Origin of the sequence: Shewanella sp. POL2 (genome assembly GCF_000282755.1) — a bacterium.
Classification (GTDB): domain Bacteria; phylum Pseudomonadota; class Gammaproteobacteria; order Enterobacterales; family Shewanellaceae; genus Shewanella; species Shewanella xiamenensis.
The window spans coordinates 47,289-65,360 of the sequence record NZ_AKZL01000016.1; the positions used below are offsets into that span (position 1 = coordinate 47,289).

Consider the following 18,072-nt stretch of genomic DNA (forward strand, 5'->3'; position numbering starts at 1 on the left):
GGTAAGCGTACTGGTCTATTTCAACCTTGCTAATAATATTTATGAAACATTTTTATAACAATTTAGCAATTTAAGCCAGCACTAAATAAAACTTTCTATTGATTAAAATATAAGCTTTTTATTATCAACAAGTTAATGGTCAGACCTCTAAGCTAGCCTCAAAACCATTCTATTCAAACATGACAAAGCAACTCGCGATATATCGCGACACGACTCAAGGGGTTATACTCTGGGCACTCATTCGTATTAAGGAATCAACGGAATGACATCAACACAGCCCGCCGTAATGCCCTTGGATAAACATTTTCTGCCAGAGAATCAGTTACTGCTCAATGCCGTGGGTGAAGGCATTTATGGGTTTGATTTAAATGGCAATGCTGTCTTTATCAATCCCGCCGCCGAGCGCATGACGGGCTGGAAGAATGAAGAGTTACTCGGCAAAAATATCCATAATTGCCATCATCATAGCCATGCGGATGGCAGTCATTATCCCCAGGAAGATTGCCCCATCTACAACACCTTAAAGGATGGGATTGCAAGGGAAATTACCCACGATGTGTTTTGGCGTAAGGATGGCAGCAGCTTTCCCGTGTATTACAGCTCTACGCCCGTCTATCGGGACAACAAACTTATCGGTGTAGTCGCGATATTTCGTGACATCAGTATTCAAAAACAAACCGAGCAGTCGCTACGCCAGGCTTTAGCACAGGTTCAAGCTCTGTCGGAGCAACTGGCCAGCGAGAATCATTATCTCCAAGCCGAGTTAGCCGATAAGACTGGCGATGTGGATATTTCGGGCAGTAGCGCAGTGATCCGCCATATGATCCAGCAACTGCATATGGTGGCCAATACCGACAGTACCGTATTGATTTGTGGCGAGAATGGCACAGGCAAAGAGCTGGTTGCCCGCAACTTACATCAACTGAGTCGCCGCAAAGATAAGCCCATGATCAGCGTTAACTGCGCGGCATTTTCAGCCTCACTGTTAGAGAGTGAGCTGTTTGGCCATGAGAAAGGCGCCTTTACGGGTGCGACTCAACAGCGCAAGGGCCGCTTCGAACTTGCCCATCAAGGCACCCTGTTTCTCGATGAGGTGGCCGAATTAAGTTTGGAGGCGCAATCTAAGTTACTGCGAGTGATCCAAGAGCAATCCTTTGAGCGACTCGGCGGCAGCGAAACCGTCAAGGTGAATATTCGCTTAGTCGCCGCCAGTCATCATGATTTACTCAAACGCGTTGAACAGGGCTTATTTCGAATGGATCTCTATTACCGCTTGAATGTCTTCCCAATTCAAGTGCCACCGCTGAGGGCGAGACTGGAGGATATGCCCGAGCTTGTCAGCCATATACTGCATTCCCTTAACCGTAAGCTGGGCAAAAAAATCCGAGGGGTAAGTCAAAAAGGCCTACAAAAATTAATGGCCTACAGCTGGCCTGGCAATGTGCGCGAATTGCAGAATATCCTTGAGCGAGAGGCTATATTATCTCAAACGGATATTTTACATATTCATGCCATGCCCACGAATCACCTACAGACTCAAACCGCGGCTTAACCATTACAAACCTTGGCCGAGGCAGAAGCACAGCATATTGAGCAAACATTAAAACTGCTGAACTGGCGTATTTCGGGCGCAAACGGCGCAGCCAGTGTACTCGGCGTCCCGCCAAGTACCCTCAGATCGCGAATGAAGAAGCTCGGGATTACACGTCAAATCACTAATGATGAATAGTCTCAAAAACGCGATATATCGCCAATTGACGATATATCGCGACACACATAAAAACCAATCTAATTTAAATCAATAAATATCAAATAGTTAAATGCAAATTATTTTGGCCTAACGCTTGCTATAGGGAGCCGAATCTTATTTAAGCCGTTAGGACAGCATATGCCCAAGAGTGACACCCAACACAGAGAGAACGCCAAACATCCCTCTGCCGAGCAATTTATCCCGGTAAAAAATATCCAGGCGGAAGATAAGCCTGCACACAAAAGCAGTGGCCAGATTCATTTCCGAGAGCAGAAAGGCTATTTTCAGCGTCTCAGAACCACAATGAATAGCCTGTTAGTACTGCTGTTTTTTGCACTGCCGTTTATTTCATTTGATGGTCGGCAAGCGATACTGCTGGATGTGAGTCAGCAACAATTCTTCTTTTTTGGCCTCACGCTCTGGCCACAGGATTTCACCTTACTCGCTTGGGTGTTTATTGCCGCGGCTTTTGGCCTCTTTTTTATAACCGTGTTTTGGGGACGGGTCTGGTGCGGCTATCTTTGCCCACAAACCGCGTGGACCTTTATGTTTGTCTGGCTCGAAAGCCAAATTGAGGGTAACAGCAATAAACGCAAGTTGCTCGATAAGGCGCCATGGTCTGCGAGTAAACTCAGTAAAAGAACGCTCAAACACAGCCTGTGGGGATTAGCCGCCTTGATTACTGGCTGTGGATTTATCAGTTACTTCATCCCAGCCCGTGAACTCTACTTGGATATTTTTACTGGCAACGCCGGCTTTTGGACAACCTGCTGGGTATGGTTTTTCGCGATTTGCACTTACTTAAACGCTGGCTGGATGCGCGAACAAATGTGCTTACACTGCTGTCCCTATGCGCGTTTTCAGGCCGTGATGTTCGATGCCAACACCAAAACCGTGACCTATGATGCCGCACGCGGCGAAGCCCGCGGCCCCCGTAAACGCAAGCAACAAACCGAACTCGGTGATTGTGTTGACTGTAATTTATGTGTTGAGGTCTGCCCGACGGGGATTGATATTCGCCAAGGCCTCCAATACGAGTGCATTAACTGCGGCGCCTGTGTCGATGCCTGCAATGAAACCATGCAAAAATTCGACTACAAACAAAACCTTATTAGCTATGTTAGCGAGAATGAATTAAAAGGTGTCGCCCATTCCAATTTGCGCTCGCCACGCTTTTTAGGTTACGGCGCTGCCGTTGTTATTATGTTGGTTGTGATAGGTTTAGATCTCTCCAGTCGCAGTGAGATTCAGCTTAACGTCATTCGCGACAGACAGAGTCTGTACCGCGAAACCACCGATAATAAAGTTGAAAATACCTACCAGCTGAAGATCCGTAACAAGACTCAACAAACCAAGCAATACCAACTCGCGGTCAACAGCGAAATGCCATTCAGCTTAATTGCCGACCCGGTAATCACCCTCGCGGCGGGTGAACAAGCAGATTACCCCGTGACAGTATTAGCCGATAAGAATGCTATCCCTGCGGGACGCAAACTTATCGAATTCTCGGTAACCGATGTCAGCGAACCCAAACAAAGCGTCAGCCAAGAAACCGGCTTCTTTAGCCCTTAATTCATAGCCTCAACGCTCCCATTTAGCTGTAGACAACCAATAAGACGCCATCGATTGAGCGTCTTATTGGTTTTTAAAATGGCCACATCCTATTGCGCGCCCTTTTCTTTCCCCCAATTCAGCTACCAATTGCTATAAAAATGCCCCTAAAACATCAACACACCCTAATATACCCAAGTTAATAAAGACTTAACTCTACTCCGCCCATATAGAGTAAAAACACTATTTTTAACATAAAGATAGTAGCAATCTTTGGATAGAATTATTTGGCGATAAAGATTGACCTTATAGGTTGAATCCTTCTAATCTAAACACTCGTTTGATTTTAAAATAATAATAACGACTAAACCGATTTGAGGTAGTTAGGCATGGCATACGATCAAGAGTCACAACTCGAACTTGGCAAATACTCTTCACTCATAGACTTAATCGAACGTACTAGCCAACGCTTTGGCGATAAAACCGCATATGCTTGCTTAGGTAAAAGCAGTTGCTTCAATGAGATAGAACGCGATTCACGCTATTTTGCCGCCTATTTGCAGAATAACACTAACCTAAAACCTGGCGATCGGATCGCGATTCAATTACCCAATATTACCCAATTCGTCATCGCCGCCTATGGTGCACTACGAGCAGGCCTGATTCTCGTCAACACTAACCCGCTTTATACTGAACGTGAGCTTATCCATCAGTTTAATGACTCAGGCGCTAAGGCCTTAGTGGTATTGTCAGATCTGTTGCCAACCCTCGCCAAAGTGGTTGCAACCACACCAATTGAATTGGTGATTTCGACCCACCCGTTAGATCTTATCGATCCGCAAGTTCAGCCCAAAACGGGGCTTAAAAATGTCGAATTCTGTCACGTATTAAAACAAGGTGCAGAGCTACCGTTTACGCGCTTTGTGCCCGCCTTAGGCGATTTAGCGGCGCTGCAATATACCGGTGGCACTACGGGCCTCTCCAAGGGTGCCATGCTGACCCACGGCAATATGCTCGCCAATGCGGCGCAGGTAAAATCCCGCATCGGCAGTGTTATCACCGAAGGGGAAGATACCTTTGTCGCGCCACTGCCGATTTACCATATCTACGCCTTTATGGTGAACTTGGTGCTGTATTTTGAATGTGGTGGTTGCTCGGTATTAATCCCAAATCCCCGTGATATTAATGGCTTAATCAAGACGCTGGCGAAATACCCCTTTACCGGTTTTGCAGGGCTTAACACCTTATTTGTCGCCCTGTGCCATCAACCCGAATTTAAGGCGCTAGATTTTAGCCATTTAAAAATCACTATTTCAGGTGGCACAGCGCTGACCGCTGCGGCTGCCAATCTGTGGCAACAAACCACGGGTAATACCATTAGCGAAGGTTATGGCTTATCCGAGACCTCGCCAGTGATCTCGCTCAATGCCCCGGAATATCAAAAGATTGGTACTATCGGTAAGCCCGTTCTCGGCACTGAAGTCAAACTGTTAGACGAAAACGGTAATGAAGTCGCGCAAGGGGAAGCCGGTGAGCTCGCCGCCCGTGGCCCACAGGTGATGCTAGGTTATTGGAATAATCCCCAAGAAACGGCCAATGTGATGACGGCTGATGGTTTCTTTAAAACGGGGGATATTGCGATTCTGAACGAGGAAGGCTTCCATCAAATCGTTGATCGTAAAAAGGATATGATTATTGTCTCCGGCTTTAACGTCTATCCTAATGAAGTCGAAAACGTGCTTGCTAGCCACCCAAATATCATCGAATGTGCCGTAGTTGGTGTAAAGGATGAACACTCTGGAGAAGCAGTTAAAGCCTTTGTTGTGCTTAAAGATGACAGCCAAGACCCTGAACTGATGAAAACCACCATCATCAACTTCTGCCGCGAGCAACTCACTGCCTACAAACTGCCTAAGTTAATTGAATTTATGCCGCAGCTACCTAAGAGTACTGTGGGTAAAATTCTGCGCAGAGAGCTTAAAAATCAGCCTTAAACTTGGCTAAAAATCAGTTAATTTGAGCAGTCTTAAATCCAAAATAAAACCCCAGGTAGCACTCTGGGGTTTTATTTGAGCCTTTTTTAAATCCAAGTCTTACTCGCTCAATGGGTTAACCTCATCCGTTAGCAGCTGCAAACTGGCAAACTCGCGATATAGATCATTGGTTTGCATTAGAGTTTGATGCTTACCACTGGCAACAATTCGCCCCTTATCAAACACAATAATTCGATCGGCATTAATTACGGTTGCAAGCCTATGGGCGATGATCAGCGTAGTTTTACCCGCCATTAACTCATCAAGCGCCTGCTTCACTTTTTGCTCACTCAAGGCATCGAGTGCACTGGTGGCCTCATCGAGTAATAGGATGGGTCTGTCGGCTAAAATGGCCCTCGCAATAGCAATCCGTTGTTTTTGCCCGCCGGATAAACGCACACCACGCTCACCCAAATAGGTTTGATAACCTTCATTAAATTCACTGATAAACTCATGGGCACGGGCCGCAATACAGGCATCAATCACTTCCTGCTCGCTGGCATCAACGCGGCCATAGCGCACATTTTCCAGCACACTGGTGGCAAAAATCACTGAGTCCTGCGGCACCAGCGCAAACTGCGCCCGCAAATCCTGTGGTGAAAGCGCAGCAATATCAATCCCATCCAATAAGATACTGCCCGATGAAGGCACATAAAACCGCTGTAATAACTGAAATAGCGTGCTCTTGCCGGCACCACTCGGGCCGACCAAAGCCACCCGCTCGCCAGCATTTATTACAAGGTCTAAGTCGCTGAGCACTAACTGAGTTTGCTCGGGATAATGGAAGTTAAGTTGTTGCAGTTGCAACTCGCCGCGTACTTTATCTGGCAGAGTTTTAGGCACCAGTGGCGCCGGAATATCGACCTCAGTTTCGGCTAATTCGATTAAGCGTTCTGCGGCGCCCGAGGCGCGTTGGATTTCCCCGACCACTTCACTAATGGTCGCAACCGCGCCTGCCACCATGACCGCATAAAACATAAAGGCTGAGAGCTCGCCGCCCGTCATCTTACCTGACATCACATCGTGGGCGCCGACCCAAGTCACTAGCGCAATGGCAGCAATACTGAGGAACATCACTGAAGAAATCAGCAGCGCGCGGTAACGAATGCGGCCGCTGGCGGCGGTCATCACATCTTCGACACGGCCGTTAAATAAAATGCGGTCCTTATCCTCATGGCCATAGGCCTGCACTGTGTGGATCTCATGCAAGGTTTCATCCACATAGGCACCGAGATCCGCCACCCTATCTTGGCTCTCGCGCGCTAAGGTGCGCACCTTTCTGCCAAAGAAACCGACAGGCCCCAACACCAAAGGCACGGCCAGTAACACCAGTAGTGTCATCTTCACGCTGGTGATCCCCATCATCGCCAGCCCACCAATAACCGTCACGCCGGAGCGCAGTGCGATAGAAAGACTCGAGCCGACAACGGTTTGCAGTAAGGTTGAATCGGCGGTAAAACGCGAAATCACCTCACCAGTGCGCACCTTGGCATAAAATGCCGGAGATAATTTAAGTAATTGATTATAAACCGCAAGCCTTATATCGGCACTGACCCGCTCGCCGAGCCAAGTCATCTGATAAAAACGGCAAAACACCGCGGTGCCACTCACGGCGGTGATCAGCAGCACCAACAGAATAATTTCATTGAGACGCTGGGCGTTATCCTTAATAAAGCCTTCGTCCACCATCAACCGCACGCCCTGCCCGAGGGATAGCCAGGCCAAGGAACCAATCAACAGAAATACAATCGCCGCTACCACCCGCAGGCGATAGGGCTTAAGAAATTGCCAAAGCCAGGGCAATACCGCCCGTTGGCGAACCGAGGTGTGTGAAGATTGTTGAGACACAATGGACTCCAATAATGGTCGAAGAGGTGGAATGCTCGAATCGGTGGGCTCTATGAGCGGTTTGTTCACTCTTGTTATCCTTCGGCTTTATTTGTCATTCAACTTAGCACAAATGACAATGAACTGAGCACACAAGAAAGCGCACACGATAACCAAAGTGATGCTAGCAAAGCAAAAATTCAAGGCTAAGAATATAAAAGCCAAAAATAAACCCGCATTGATAGCGGGTTTATGATTGCGCCTTGAGTAGGGCAAGATCAAAGTACAGAAGTGTAAAACACAGATATCTAAGCTACCTGCATATCTTCAGGCGTTTTTGGGGTGCCATGGTGACCATCACGCTTCCAGTTCACATCGAGTAATTCACTGCCTGTAAGAGTAAAGGCTTGGCCAAAGCCTTTGACATACAATCCTTGATGGGGCGCTAACTTGTACAGGTTAAAGTCCGTCAGCGCTGCCAAATTATCCGACATGTCGCCAAAACGTTTAGATAACAGGCTGACTCCTTTGCTAAACGAGGGCGTATCACGTGCAACCGCTTGAGCCATGGCATCAAAGGTTAATCGTTTGCGGGCGAATACAGATTTGGCTTCGACTTCATCCTCCACCAGCATCACAGACACTTTAGTAGACTGTTTAAGATTATGGCCGTGGCGCGCTAAGTCACTCACCAAGATATAAAAACCATCGTCTGCTAAGGCAAATGGCGCGTAACTGGCATTAGGTTGACCATCGGTATCGACGGTGGCGAGTTGTAAGGTTTTACGTTGCTGTTTAAAGACCTCTATTTCAGGTAACAGTTTGTCCCTTAAACGCTGTTCTTGCTCGGAAATGTCAGGCTTCATATTGGTTTCCTCAATAAATTACGTTCATCAATGTTAATCAGCAAAGGTAGCGGCCAGCGCTTTAAAACGGCGCACTTGCTCAGGAAAAAGCACTCTTTGCTTGTCACGTCCTAAATAAACTTTAAATACCACTTCACCCTGAGGTCCAAAAAAGTTAATGGAATGGCTCTCGCTGCCCCTAAAAGGTCTGCTGATCAAGGCTATCGCCCGCATGCCATCCAATTTAAGATGGCCATGTAAGCCATCCCCTTTGCTGTAGAGGTTGTAGTAGCCATGGGCAAATTTTCCTTGGGGAAAATCGCCTTTAAATTCAAATACACTGCCCGAAAGCATCACTATGGTAGTTAACGAACCCCACTCGGGTAAGCTTTGTAGTAACTCGTCCATATGGGCCAAAGGTAAAAACACTCGCTGCGCTTGAGGTAAGGCGGTAACCACCTCAAGCTCGGCAATCCCTATTTCACTCGCCAACTGTACAGGCATTAAATCTGGTTGAGTTTCAAATCGTTGCCGCAACATTTGCTGGGTTTCAGCATTTGAATCTCGGCGACTCAGCACGTTATCCGTGTTTTCAATGTCGACTGTTTGGGTCATTTCCTAGATCCTCTATCCCAAGGTTTAGAACATGTAGCGTGCAGACAGCTTCATATTACGGCCGGGCTGATACAAGGTTTGCCATGCCTGCAGATACTTCTCATCACCAATGTTTTCAATGGCAAAATCAACTCTCAGGCCCGACATTACGCCCATCGCGGGCTCCCATGCTAGATACACATCCCAAAGGGTGTATTCATCATATTTTGCAACACTGTAACCTTTGGGTGTATTCGCTTGGCTGGCAACATAGGTCACTCGCGTGCCTAGCTTCATATCGCCTTCCATAATCCCTTGGGACAAGTCGACATTAAACTTATTGGCTGGCATCCCTTCGATATAATCGCCAGTGTTACGGTCTTCTCCGCGGGTTTGACCATAATTCATCGCTAAACGCGTTTGTCCAATACGATAACGACCACTGAGCTCAAAGCCCGTTAATTGAGCGTCTTCCACGTTGTTCCACGAGGTTGTTTGCTCAAGTCCTGGTATCCCCCGATATGGATTAGAGACTTGCTGAACAATAAAATCGTCCACATCATTACGGAAGATGTTTAAGGTAATGGCTAACTCATCATCACCAGCTAAGTCATTGAAGCGAAGGTCAGCTTTAAGCTCTTTATTACGGGCCACTTCTGACTTTAGGCTAGGATTTGTCGCAAAGGTGTTACATAACCCTTGGGGTAAAAAACCCGGTATTGGCGGAATGCAGTAATGGGTACCGCTAGAGAACATTTCCTCCACCGTCGGCGCTCGGAAGGCCTGATCATAGCGCGCACTTAAGGTCAGCCATGGCTGCGTTTGCCAACTTAATCCAAGTGAAGGAGATAGCTCAGTATCATCAGCAGATGCATTAAGGTTATGACTCTGGTTTTTAAAACTGTCATAACGCAAAGCAGCATCGAGGTTTACCGTTTGTGTCAGTTGCACATCCGCCCGAGTAAAAGCTCCCCATACCGTTGTTTCGCCATCAATATCCTCAGGACGCTGCCCAACCTGTCCCTTATCGTCTCTAACGGTTTTAAGGGTATCGCGATAGCCATCAACACCGTAGGTCAACTTAGTGTTACCGAGTTGAGAACTATTGTTCAAATTAATGCCAACGGTGCGGTATTCAGTACTATCTAATTGGCCTTTAGTGACACGGTCTTCGTCGTAATCTGTGCTATTCCAATAAACCTGCACATGAGTATCCAAATAAGGATTATTGGCTGGCGCTAAGCTGTAATTGAGGGTGATATTTTGATCGTCCGTTTTGCGGCGCACTAAAGGCACCGAACTACTCACCGCAGCAGAAGGGTTACTTGGCACCAATTCATTAATCTTGTTAACTCTTGCCGATAACGCTAAGCGCGAGGCTTCATCAGCCTGCCAGCCGAATTTAGCCAATCCACTACTTCCTGAAGAAGCGCTGTTGACTAAGGTTTCATCATTGCCGGTATTAATATTATTGGAATCAAAATAACTACCATTGAGCAACCAATCGACTGTCGCTTGCTGGCCATAGACTGCACCGCTGGTTTTAGTGCGGTCGCCATTGGTGTCATAGCCTTGCTTGACATAACCACCAAAGGTTTCATTTGGCGCTAAAAAATCCTGAGCAGACTTAGTATTTTGTGCAACAACACCGCCGAGGGCACCACTGCCCCACAAACTACTGGCAGGGCCTCGGATCACCTCGATAGATTTAAGTAGTTCAGGGTCCATAAAATAGGAACCGCGATGGCCCGAACTGGTATTTTGCCTTGCACCATCGATCGTTTGTAAAACACGATCACCGCTTAAACCACGAATCTCGACGCCCTGAGAGGTCGCTCTTGGGCCATTTGTTAAGTTAATATTCGCTTCGTTTTTTAATACTTCGGCAACCGATGAAGCCTGTGAAACGTTAAGCTGCTCTTCTGCGACAACAGCCACACTTCGACTGGTTTCAGACACTTTCTCACTCAAGCGCGTCGCACTCACTAACACTTCATCAAACTCAGTTTCAACCACCCCCTGTTCAGCACTCTTCTGCACCGCAGTGGGTTTGACGCCTTCTTCAGCCGCTAACGCAAAACTTAGCGCCGTACTACTTAGTGCCATCGCAACGGCGATCACTAACGGCTTTTTGTTCATATTATCTTCCTCAAATTATTAATTTTATTAATCAATTAGTATCTAAAAAGACCCGTAAAAGTCATTCGCCTACCTTGGCGTTTTGCTAGTTTTTTGAGCATTCACTTTAGCAATTGCAGGCACTCTAACTGAGAATATAAAATTGATCAAATGAAAATCATTATCATTTGCGATCTTATTTATATTTATGTATCTTAATTAGCAATGATTGATGAGTGAATACTTTTGGAATGGGAAGGTTTGCCGTGACACCAAAACGATATTTAGCTTTTGGCGCATTAACTGTTGCGATTCAAACGGGTGTGATTGCATCGCAGCCTTCGATTTCATTACCGAAGGATCTTAACGAATCTGCTCAAATGCACGCATTCAATGAGGTAAACAAAGCGGTTACCTTAAGCTTTGCAGCACATCATTCAGTGGAAAAATCAGCGGTCATATCTGAGCTAAAAAGTACGCCAGCGAATGCAGATCCCGTGGATACGATCTCTCAAAATGGGCGTAATGCAAGCTCGTCTAATGCCAAGGTAGCTAATGCCCGTTTGTCTAATGCCAGTAAGCCCCAATCGGCGCCAAAACGAACTGATACGGCGACAACTGAAATGGCAAAGCAAGCCCACGTACCGACCACAGCTAAGCCGCAAACTGTTAAATCCGCTGTACAAAACAAGCCAACGCCGAACACATCCTCTAAGGTAGATGCGACAACGGCTATGCAGCTAATGACTGCAAATACACTGCATCAACAAGAAACAGAAGAAATAGCAAAATCTTCTGAGCGAGAGATATCGCAAATGGCAGAAATCAAGACTCAAGATAATGCAGCTATTAACAACAGCGATGTGACGCCCACAAGTGCCAGCAAGAACACCAAAGCCACTCCCGAGGTTATCGAGCTGGCAACCCCCACTTTTGCCAGTCAACCTCCCCAACCAACATATCCGCGCATGGCGCGAAAAAAAGGCTTGGAAGGAACCGCAACAATTGAAGTGATGTTTAACGAATTTGGACAACAACTCGCCCTCACGTTAGTCAAAAGCTCTGGTGTAAGCCTGCTGGACCAAGCGGCACTAGAGGCGGTAGAGACTTGGCAGTTTGAGGCGCCAAGCCCAAAACTGGCGAGCCATTACAAGGTGAGGGTACCGATTCGCTTCGCCTTAAATTGATCCTGTGGCGATGCAATGCTTAACCACGCTAATCCTATTGCAACGAATTTGGCTGAATGTTTGATAACAGATCTAACTATAGAGACTCACCGCTTATGACTGACTTTTCTACCCTACATGGCCAGCTCGGTTCACTCACCTGGCCTTTGCTGATATGTGCATTCCTTGCCTTGATGATTTGCCTTGAGCGTAGCGCACTGTTTTTACAACAATCCGTAGCGTCAATCTCCCCAAAAAAACAAGCTTGGGTTAAAGAGCTACGCCACTCTGATGCCCAACCGACAAGCGAAAACATTCAAGCTTTACTCTCTAAAACCAGCCATCAGCAGGATTTACTGGCCCGTGGCGCAACACTGCTGTTAGCGCAAGCACATCAACCCAAACCACTCAGGGAAGAATTACTCAGTCTATGGCTGAATAAACAACAAAGGGAGCTGCAAGCGGGCCTTAAGATTTTGCAAGTGATAGGGATTATTAGTCCGCTACTGGGGTTACTCGGTACGGTACTTGGATTAATTGACATGTTTGCCCAACTTGGCCAGTCCCAAGGGCCAGTCACTCCTGCGCAACTCAGTGCGGGGCTTGGTCTGGCGATGAATACTACCGCTGCAGGTCTTATCATTGCGGTGCCGACCATTACCGCCGCCCATTTATTCGGGATCTGGGCGCATAGCCAATGCTTAAAAGCGAGCCATGTGCTGAATCAAATTAACTTATGGTTATCCGGTGTAGACAAGCTACCACTTGAGCAGGACTTATATCAGGCATTCGCTCTAGGAAATCAGGCTAATCAAACACCTAATACTCCACACGCCGCATCTATTGAGTCTCAGCCATGATAAGCACTCACCACACGTCGTTACCCCAAGCAGGGATCAGTACCTTAGAGCCACTGCCCAGCGTCGATCTTACGGCATTGATTGATATTATTTTTATTGTTTTAGTGTTTCTGTTACTCACCGCAAATAGCCGTTTGCTGAGCTTACCCGTTGATGTACCTCAAAGCCCAAGCAACGCCATTACTGCACTCGAGCATAAGCAATCGATAGCCATCAATATTATGGCGACTTCACCCTACTGGGCGATTAATGGCGAAAAATTTGCTGATTTAACCGCATTTAGTACAGCCTTTGAAGCGCAGTTAACGGCTCAACCACAGGCCACCGTCATTATTGCTGCCGATAAAGCCGCGCCAGTTGAACCGCTAATGCAGCTACTGGCACTTTTGCAGGGCAACGCCATTAATCAAACCCAAATTTTGATGGAACATTAACCCTAAACCTTAACTCAATCGTGTTTTAACCCGTTTACCCTGCAAGGTTGATAACACCTCGACCTTGCTTTTAGATGGATCAGGAGTTTACCCATGTTGTTTCAAGCTGTGCGTTATAGATTTAATAAACTCAGTCAACCGACCGATAGCAATGCATTCAATAAATGGTTGTGTCTACTCCCCGCAGTCACAGCACTCTTTTCATTTAATGCTTGGAGTACAACTCAGGATATAAAGTTGGTGAGCGCAGGTGCGGGTGTCACCGAGTTAGTGCTGGCGTTAGATGCGGCCGATGAGTTAGTGGCTGTCGATGCCACCAGCTATGTGCCTGAACAATTAAGCTCAGTCGCCAAACTGGGATACCACCGCATGCTTTCAGCTGAAGGCATTATGGCACTCAGCCCTACACTAGTTGTAGGGTCCGATGTAATGGGCCCAGAAACCACCCTTAACGTACTAAAACAAGCCAATATCAAGGTAGTGCAATTACCCTCAAGCGCCGATGAGCAACAATTAATGAGCAATATCGATACGCTGGCACAATCGCTTAATCGAACAGACAAAGCGGCCCCGCTAAAGCAGGAGTTGCATCAAAGGCTAGATAAATTAAATAAGCAAAAACAAAAACTCAGCCAACATAATGCTCAGCCAAAAATCCTCTTTATGTTATTACAGGAAGGACGAGGAGCCAGAGTCGGTGGCAAAGGTACCGCTGCCGATACCATTATTGCGCTATCGGGCGCAAAGAATATTGCAGACTTTGAAGGTTACAAGACATTGTCCCAAGAGGGCATTCTCGCCTTACAACCGGATGTGATTTTACTGTCTAACCGCAGCGAAAAAACTGACTCGCAAACCAACACTCAAACAACCCAGGCTCTATTAAAGGAGATGCCGCTGCTAGCGCATACTCCCGCAGGCCAAAATGGCCATATCCAAACCCTTGCCCCGCAAGCTTTACTGGGAGGTTTAGGTATTAGCGCCATTGGTGCTGCCGAAACGCTTGCAGATACCCTACTCACTCAAGGTAAAACGGCGGGAAAATAACCATGTTACAGTATCGCTGGCTTTGGCCCACAATGATGATGCTCCTCATCCTGAGCAGTATACTCTCGGTGAGTGTAGGTCCTGTAAGCATTAGTCTTATGGACTCCCTCAGTGCGGTATTTAATTGGGCAACCCAGCAAAGCATTGGCAATCTTGCACCCCATGAGCAACTGGTGGTAAGTAACGTGCGTCTACCCAGGACCTTGTTAGCCCTTACGGTAGGCGCAATTCTTGCTCAATGTGGCGCTGTGATGCAGGGATTATTCCGTAATCCACTGGCAGACCCAGGTATTATCGGGGTGTCATCGGGAGCTGCATTAGGTGCGGCCATCTGTATCGTGTTATTTCCCGACGTGGGATCTTTTATGATTTCCCTTGGCGCCTTTCTCTGTGGGTTAGCCACAACCCTGATCGTTTATCGTCTGGCGAGTAACGGTTTAGGCACATCTGTGGTGTTATTGCTGCTTTCCGGCGTGGCAATTGCAGCGCTAGCAGGAGCGGGCATAGGCGTACTGACTTATCTCGCTAATGATATGGCATTACGTGACTTAACCCTTTGGCAAATGGGCAGTATTGCGGGAGCTCAATGGCAATATGTCGGCCTGTGTTTACTGGTATTAGTGCTGCTGAGTTGGCGTTTTCAGCGTGATGCCATGGCACTTAATGCCCTGCTACTGGGTGAAGCTGAAGCCAGACATTTAGGGATTGATGTCGACCGTCTTAAGTTAAGACTCATCCTACTCTGTGCATTAGGCGTAGGCGTGAGTGTGGCCGCAACAGGGATTATCGGTTTTATTGGTCTAGTGGTTCCCCATTTAGTGCGGATGATTTTGGGGCCAGATCATAAACGACTTTTACCCATGAGCGCCCTCTTGGGCGCTGCGCTTTTAGCCTTAGCTGACATAGGTGCGCGGGCATTTTTACCCCCCGCAGAATTACCCGTCGGCTTAGTCACAGCACTTATCGGTGCACCTTTCTTTATCTTTTTACTCCTGCAACAACGCAGCAAATTAATCTAAACGAGAACTTCATGGCTATGAGCTTATCGGCTGCGCCCGTCGCTAAACAACATTTTGAACGTACCCAATTAACCGTGGATAGGCTCAGCTACGCTATCGGCGATAAGGCGGTGTTGAACAACATTCGCGTGCAATTTCAACCGGGCAGTGTCACCGCACTTTTAGGGCCTAATGGGGCAGGCAAATCTACACTGTTAAAGGCACTGTGCCAAGAGATCCCCACTGCGCAAGGCAGCATCAAGCTTGGCCACTGCCAACTGGTGGATTGGCCAAGGGCTGAACTGGCAAAATCCCTCGCCGTTCTGCCTCAACATGCCAGCTTAACCTTCCCCTTTACCGTGGATGAAGTGGTGGCAATGGGGCTTTATCCCTTAACCTTGAGTCAAAAAGAAGGCCAGCAGTTAGTCACAAAATGGCTTGCCGAAGTGGGTGTATTGCATTTAGCCCGACGCAGTTACCCCACGCTTTCTGGGGGAGAAAAACAAAGGGTGCAACTGGCGAGGGTGTTAACGCAGTTAAGCCAATCCCCCTTCCCGCCGATTTTACTGTTAGATGAGCCAACCTCAGCACTGGATCTGGCGCAGCAACACAAAGTATTAGCGCTAGCAAAAAATCTCGCCCACAAGCACGCCTACACTGTGATTGTGGTATTGCACGACCTAAATCAGGCTGCCCGTTACAGCGACAGAGTTATCGTCCTCAAACAGGGTGAAATCGTCAGTGAAGGTACACCTAACGACGCATTATCGATTGATATAATTCGCCAAGTATGGGATTACGAACCTGAGTTTATTCCTGCACCACAGGGCGGTTATCCATTGATTTTTTGATGCAAAATTGACTTCACTAGCGCCTTTAGCGGCGCAGTTGTGGGTATAATCGCTGCAATAGACACCTAAAGTCACAGTGTGAACAGATGAAAACCACTATCTCAACCGAAACCCAGCAAGATGCCTTAGCCATGGCGAAGGCTACTCAAAAACCAGGACAAACCAAAGAACAAACTAAACTGATTGCCCAGGGGATTGAAAAGGGCATTGCCGAATATAAAAAACTGCAAAAAGCCAAAGCTCGCGAGCGGGATAAACAGAGAAAGCAACAGTTAAGGGCAAAAAACCAACAAGCAAGCGCGGCTGGCGAGATGGATGATGGCGAAGATTTTTCGCTGCCACAGACTCAATTTACTCCTATTGCTTGGGCTGCCATCGCCCTGTTAGTCCTCAGTTGGCTGGGTTTTGGGGCATATATCTTCCTTTAAGGGGGGAGATTCGCACGTATCGTATCAAAGTAGCCAGTTAGCTCCTGTGGTAGAAACTCTTGTGCAATTAGCGCCTTAGTGTCGATATTGCCAGCCCTTAGCTGGACTCGCCCCGTATCGGGCAAAAAGGCCAACTCAAGCCAGTTGGCTCTATCGGGGTAGCCATCGAGAGTTAGGCAAAGCGCGTTATCCCGCTCAATAGCAGACTGACAATCCCAGCATTGGCCGATAAGATCGAGCAACACTTGCCCGCTTTTCATATCGGTTAATCTGGGCGCGTACACCCAATGGGACATACGCATTTCGTGGGGAATCGTCTCAAGCTTAACGCGGCCCTGTAGGAAAAACTGTTCGGTTAACATATTCGGATCATCAAAGTACTTATCGTGTATGAATAAAAATGACTCAGCAATGGCCTGATTAACTCTCTGGTTTACTGATTAACCCTCTGGTTTACTGATTAACCCTCTGGTTTATAAGTAAATTAACTCATTAAGCCTTCTAATCGATTCGCAAGCCGCTTGGCTAAACCTTTTTGCCAAGCCGCACTCTTTGGACGGCTGTAAAGCCTATCTTCCCATGCAAAAATCTTGTTCATGCCATGATAAGCGAGCCACGGCAAAGGTTCAGGTTCCCAAGGCGTTAATACTTGCTGAACGGGGGCATTAAACGCCCAAGGCATAGTGGTAAGCGGCGTATCACGCGCTAAGATCAAGTCCACCAGCGTACGGGCAAAAAGATTGGCAGCCCCAACACCTTCGCCGCCGTAACCTCCAATAAGCCCCAATCCTACATTTTTATCGTAAATAGCGTGGGGCGCAAACTGCCGTGCTAAAGCTAAGGTTCCACCCCAACCATGAGTAATTTGCACATCCGCCAATTGCGGAAATAACGCCAACAATAGCTGATAGCGAAAGCCAAATTCCCCTTTAAAAGCCGATTGAGGATGGCTAGCGGGAGATTGGGTATTAAAGCACTCCGGATTAAATCCAAATTCAGTCCGCACTTTAGCGCCAAATCCGTAGCCGCCACGGGCGCCAAATATCAAACGGTTATCAGGACTTCGCTGACCATAGGTAACGATGCGGCTAGCATCACTAAAGGTCGCGCGATTAGCTAAACCAATGTCCTGCCACATTTCATCCGTTAACGGCTCAGTGGCGATCAGTAAACTCTGAACAGGCAAGGTGAATCGACCCAATTCACCCAATTGGCGAAGATAGCCTTCAACGGCGGGCACCACAATCGCCGCACGAACATTTCCTTGTGGCGTCTGTAATTGGGTTTGCGCATCACCGAGATACACCATGTGATTTACTGGGGTATGCTCGTAGATCTTTACCCCTAAACTTTGCACCAGATCAGCCAAACCACAGACGAGTTTCGCTGGGTGTATTCGCGCACAATGGGGGGTATAAAGTGCCGCTTGGCCGTAGGCCATGGAGACTTGTTTATCGAGTTCGGTTTTATCTAGCCAGCGAATATCCGCTTCGCCAAAACCTTGCCGACGCCACTGTGCTAATTCGGCTTGAATATTGGCTAATTGCTCAGGATAACGTGCGGCCACCCG

The 18,072-nt window shown here is 47.4% G+C and carries 15 protein-coding genes and 1 pseudogene; 10 read left to right on the plus strand and 6 right to left on the minus strand.

From position 1 onward, the window contains the following. The first annotated feature begins 262 nt into the window (after positions 1 to 262). From SHEWPOL2_RS06215 to SHEWPOL2_RS06225, 3 genes and pseudogenes are all read left to right on the plus strand, one after another. Positions 263 to 1,729: pseudogene (locus SHEWPOL2_RS06215) on the plus strand (sigma 54-interacting transcriptional regulator). A 159-nt stretch (positions 1,730 to 1,888) separates the two neighbouring features. Next, positions 1,889 to 3,322: a cytochrome c oxidase accessory protein CcoG gene (ccoG, locus tag SHEWPOL2_RS06220; RefSeq protein ID WP_037427095.1), complete on the plus strand. Its 1,434-nt coding sequence runs from the start codon at positions 1,889 to 1,891 to the stop codon at positions 3,320 to 3,322. A gap of 368 nt (positions 3,323 to 3,690) precedes the next feature. Further along, positions 3,691 to 5,295: a long-chain fatty acid--CoA ligase gene (locus tag SHEWPOL2_RS06225; RefSeq protein ID WP_037427097.1), complete on the plus strand. Its 1,605-nt coding sequence runs from the start codon at positions 3,691 to 3,693 to the stop codon at positions 5,293 to 5,295. A 99-nt stretch (positions 5,296 to 5,394) separates the two neighbouring features. Here the strand turns inward: SHEWPOL2_RS06225 and SHEWPOL2_RS06230 are convergent, their stop codons facing one another. The 4 genes from SHEWPOL2_RS06230 to SHEWPOL2_RS06245 form a co-directional block, all read right to left on the minus strand. Then, positions 5,395 to 7,182, minus strand: coding sequence for an ABC transporter ATP-binding protein/permease (locus SHEWPOL2_RS06230; RefSeq protein ID WP_086023995.1), 1,788 nt, complete (start codon positions 7,180 to 7,182; stop codon positions 5,395 to 5,397). A 287-nt stretch (positions 7,183 to 7,469) separates the two neighbouring features. Next, a complete protein-coding gene (hutZ, locus tag SHEWPOL2_RS06235) occupies positions 7,470 to 8,027 on the minus strand; it encodes a heme utilization protein HutZ (protein ID WP_037427099.1) in 558 nt (185 codons plus the stop codon). A gap of 33 nt (positions 8,028 to 8,060) precedes the next feature. Beyond that, the gene (gene hutX, locus SHEWPOL2_RS06240; RefSeq protein ID WP_037427100.1) at positions 8,061 to 8,621 is read right to left on the minus strand and encodes a heme utilization cystosolic carrier protein HutX; all 561 of its coding nucleotides are present in this window, start codon (positions 8,619 to 8,621) and stop codon (positions 8,061 to 8,063) included. Between the two features lie 24 nt (positions 8,622 to 8,645). Then, positions 8,646 to 10,739 (minus strand): TonB-dependent hemoglobin/transferrin/lactoferrin family receptor, encoded by a 2,094-nt coding sequence (locus SHEWPOL2_RS06245; protein WP_037427101.1) that lies wholly within the window; start codon positions 10,737 to 10,739, stop codon positions 8,646 to 8,648. A gap of 245 nt (positions 10,740 to 10,984) precedes the next feature. Between SHEWPOL2_RS06245 and SHEWPOL2_RS06250 the strand changes: the two genes are divergently transcribed. The 7 genes from SHEWPOL2_RS06250 (at position 10,985) to SHEWPOL2_RS06280 (ending at position 16,502) form a co-directional block, all read left to right on the plus strand. Beyond that, positions 10,985 to 11,905, plus strand: coding sequence for an energy transducer TonB (locus tag SHEWPOL2_RS06250; RefSeq protein ID WP_037427103.1), 921 nt, complete (start codon positions 10,985 to 10,987; stop codon positions 11,903 to 11,905). Positions 11,906 to 12,000: 95 nt separating this feature from the next. Continuing rightward, entirely contained in the window at positions 12,001 to 12,744 is a 744-nt protein-coding gene (locus SHEWPOL2_RS06255; RefSeq protein WP_037427105.1) for a MotA/TolQ/ExbB proton channel family protein, read from the plus strand. Next, positions 12,741 to 13,178 carry a biopolymer transporter ExbD gene (locus tag SHEWPOL2_RS06260; protein WP_037427107.1) on the plus strand — a complete coding sequence of 146 codons (438 nt, stop codon included), beginning with the start codon at positions 12,741 to 12,743 and terminating at the stop codon, positions 13,176 to 13,178. Before SHEWPOL2_RS06255 ends, SHEWPOL2_RS06260 begins: the two co-directional genes overlap by 4 nt. A 93-nt stretch (positions 13,179 to 13,271) precedes the next feature. Further along, on the plus strand, positions 13,272 to 14,225 hold the full coding sequence (locus tag SHEWPOL2_RS06265) for a hemin ABC transporter substrate-binding protein (protein ID WP_037427110.1): 954 nt from the start codon (positions 13,272 to 13,274) through the stop codon (positions 14,223 to 14,225). Positions 14,226 to 14,227: 2 nt separating this feature from the next. Then, a complete protein-coding gene (locus SHEWPOL2_RS06270; RefSeq protein ID WP_037427112.1) occupies positions 14,228 to 15,244 on the plus strand; it encodes an iron ABC transporter permease in 1,017 nt (338 codons plus the stop codon). Positions 15,245 to 15,255: 11 nt separating this feature from the next. Beyond that, positions 15,256 to 16,074: a heme ABC transporter ATP-binding protein gene (locus SHEWPOL2_RS06275; protein WP_050991314.1), complete on the plus strand. Its 819-nt coding sequence runs from the start codon at positions 15,256 to 15,258 to the stop codon at positions 16,072 to 16,074. A gap of 86 nt (positions 16,075 to 16,160) precedes the next feature. Then, the gene (locus SHEWPOL2_RS06280; RefSeq protein WP_037427114.1) at positions 16,161 to 16,502 is read left to right on the plus strand and encodes a DUF2956 domain-containing protein; all 342 of its coding nucleotides are present in this window, start codon (positions 16,161 to 16,163) and stop codon (positions 16,500 to 16,502) included. Here SHEWPOL2_RS06280 and SHEWPOL2_RS06285 read toward each other — a convergent pair. Together SHEWPOL2_RS06285 and SHEWPOL2_RS06290 are read right to left on the minus strand one after the other, a co-directional pair. After that, positions 16,499 to 16,864, minus strand: coding sequence for a hypothetical protein (locus tag SHEWPOL2_RS06285; protein WP_037427116.1), 366 nt, complete (start codon positions 16,862 to 16,864; stop codon positions 16,499 to 16,501). The genes SHEWPOL2_RS06280 and SHEWPOL2_RS06285 overlap by 4 nt on opposite strands. 122 nt (positions 16,865 to 16,986) lie before the next feature. After that, on the minus strand, positions 16,987 to 18,072 hold a 1,086-nt coding region (locus SHEWPOL2_RS06290), incomplete at its 5' end, for an FAD-dependent oxidoreductase (RefSeq protein ID WP_037427125.1).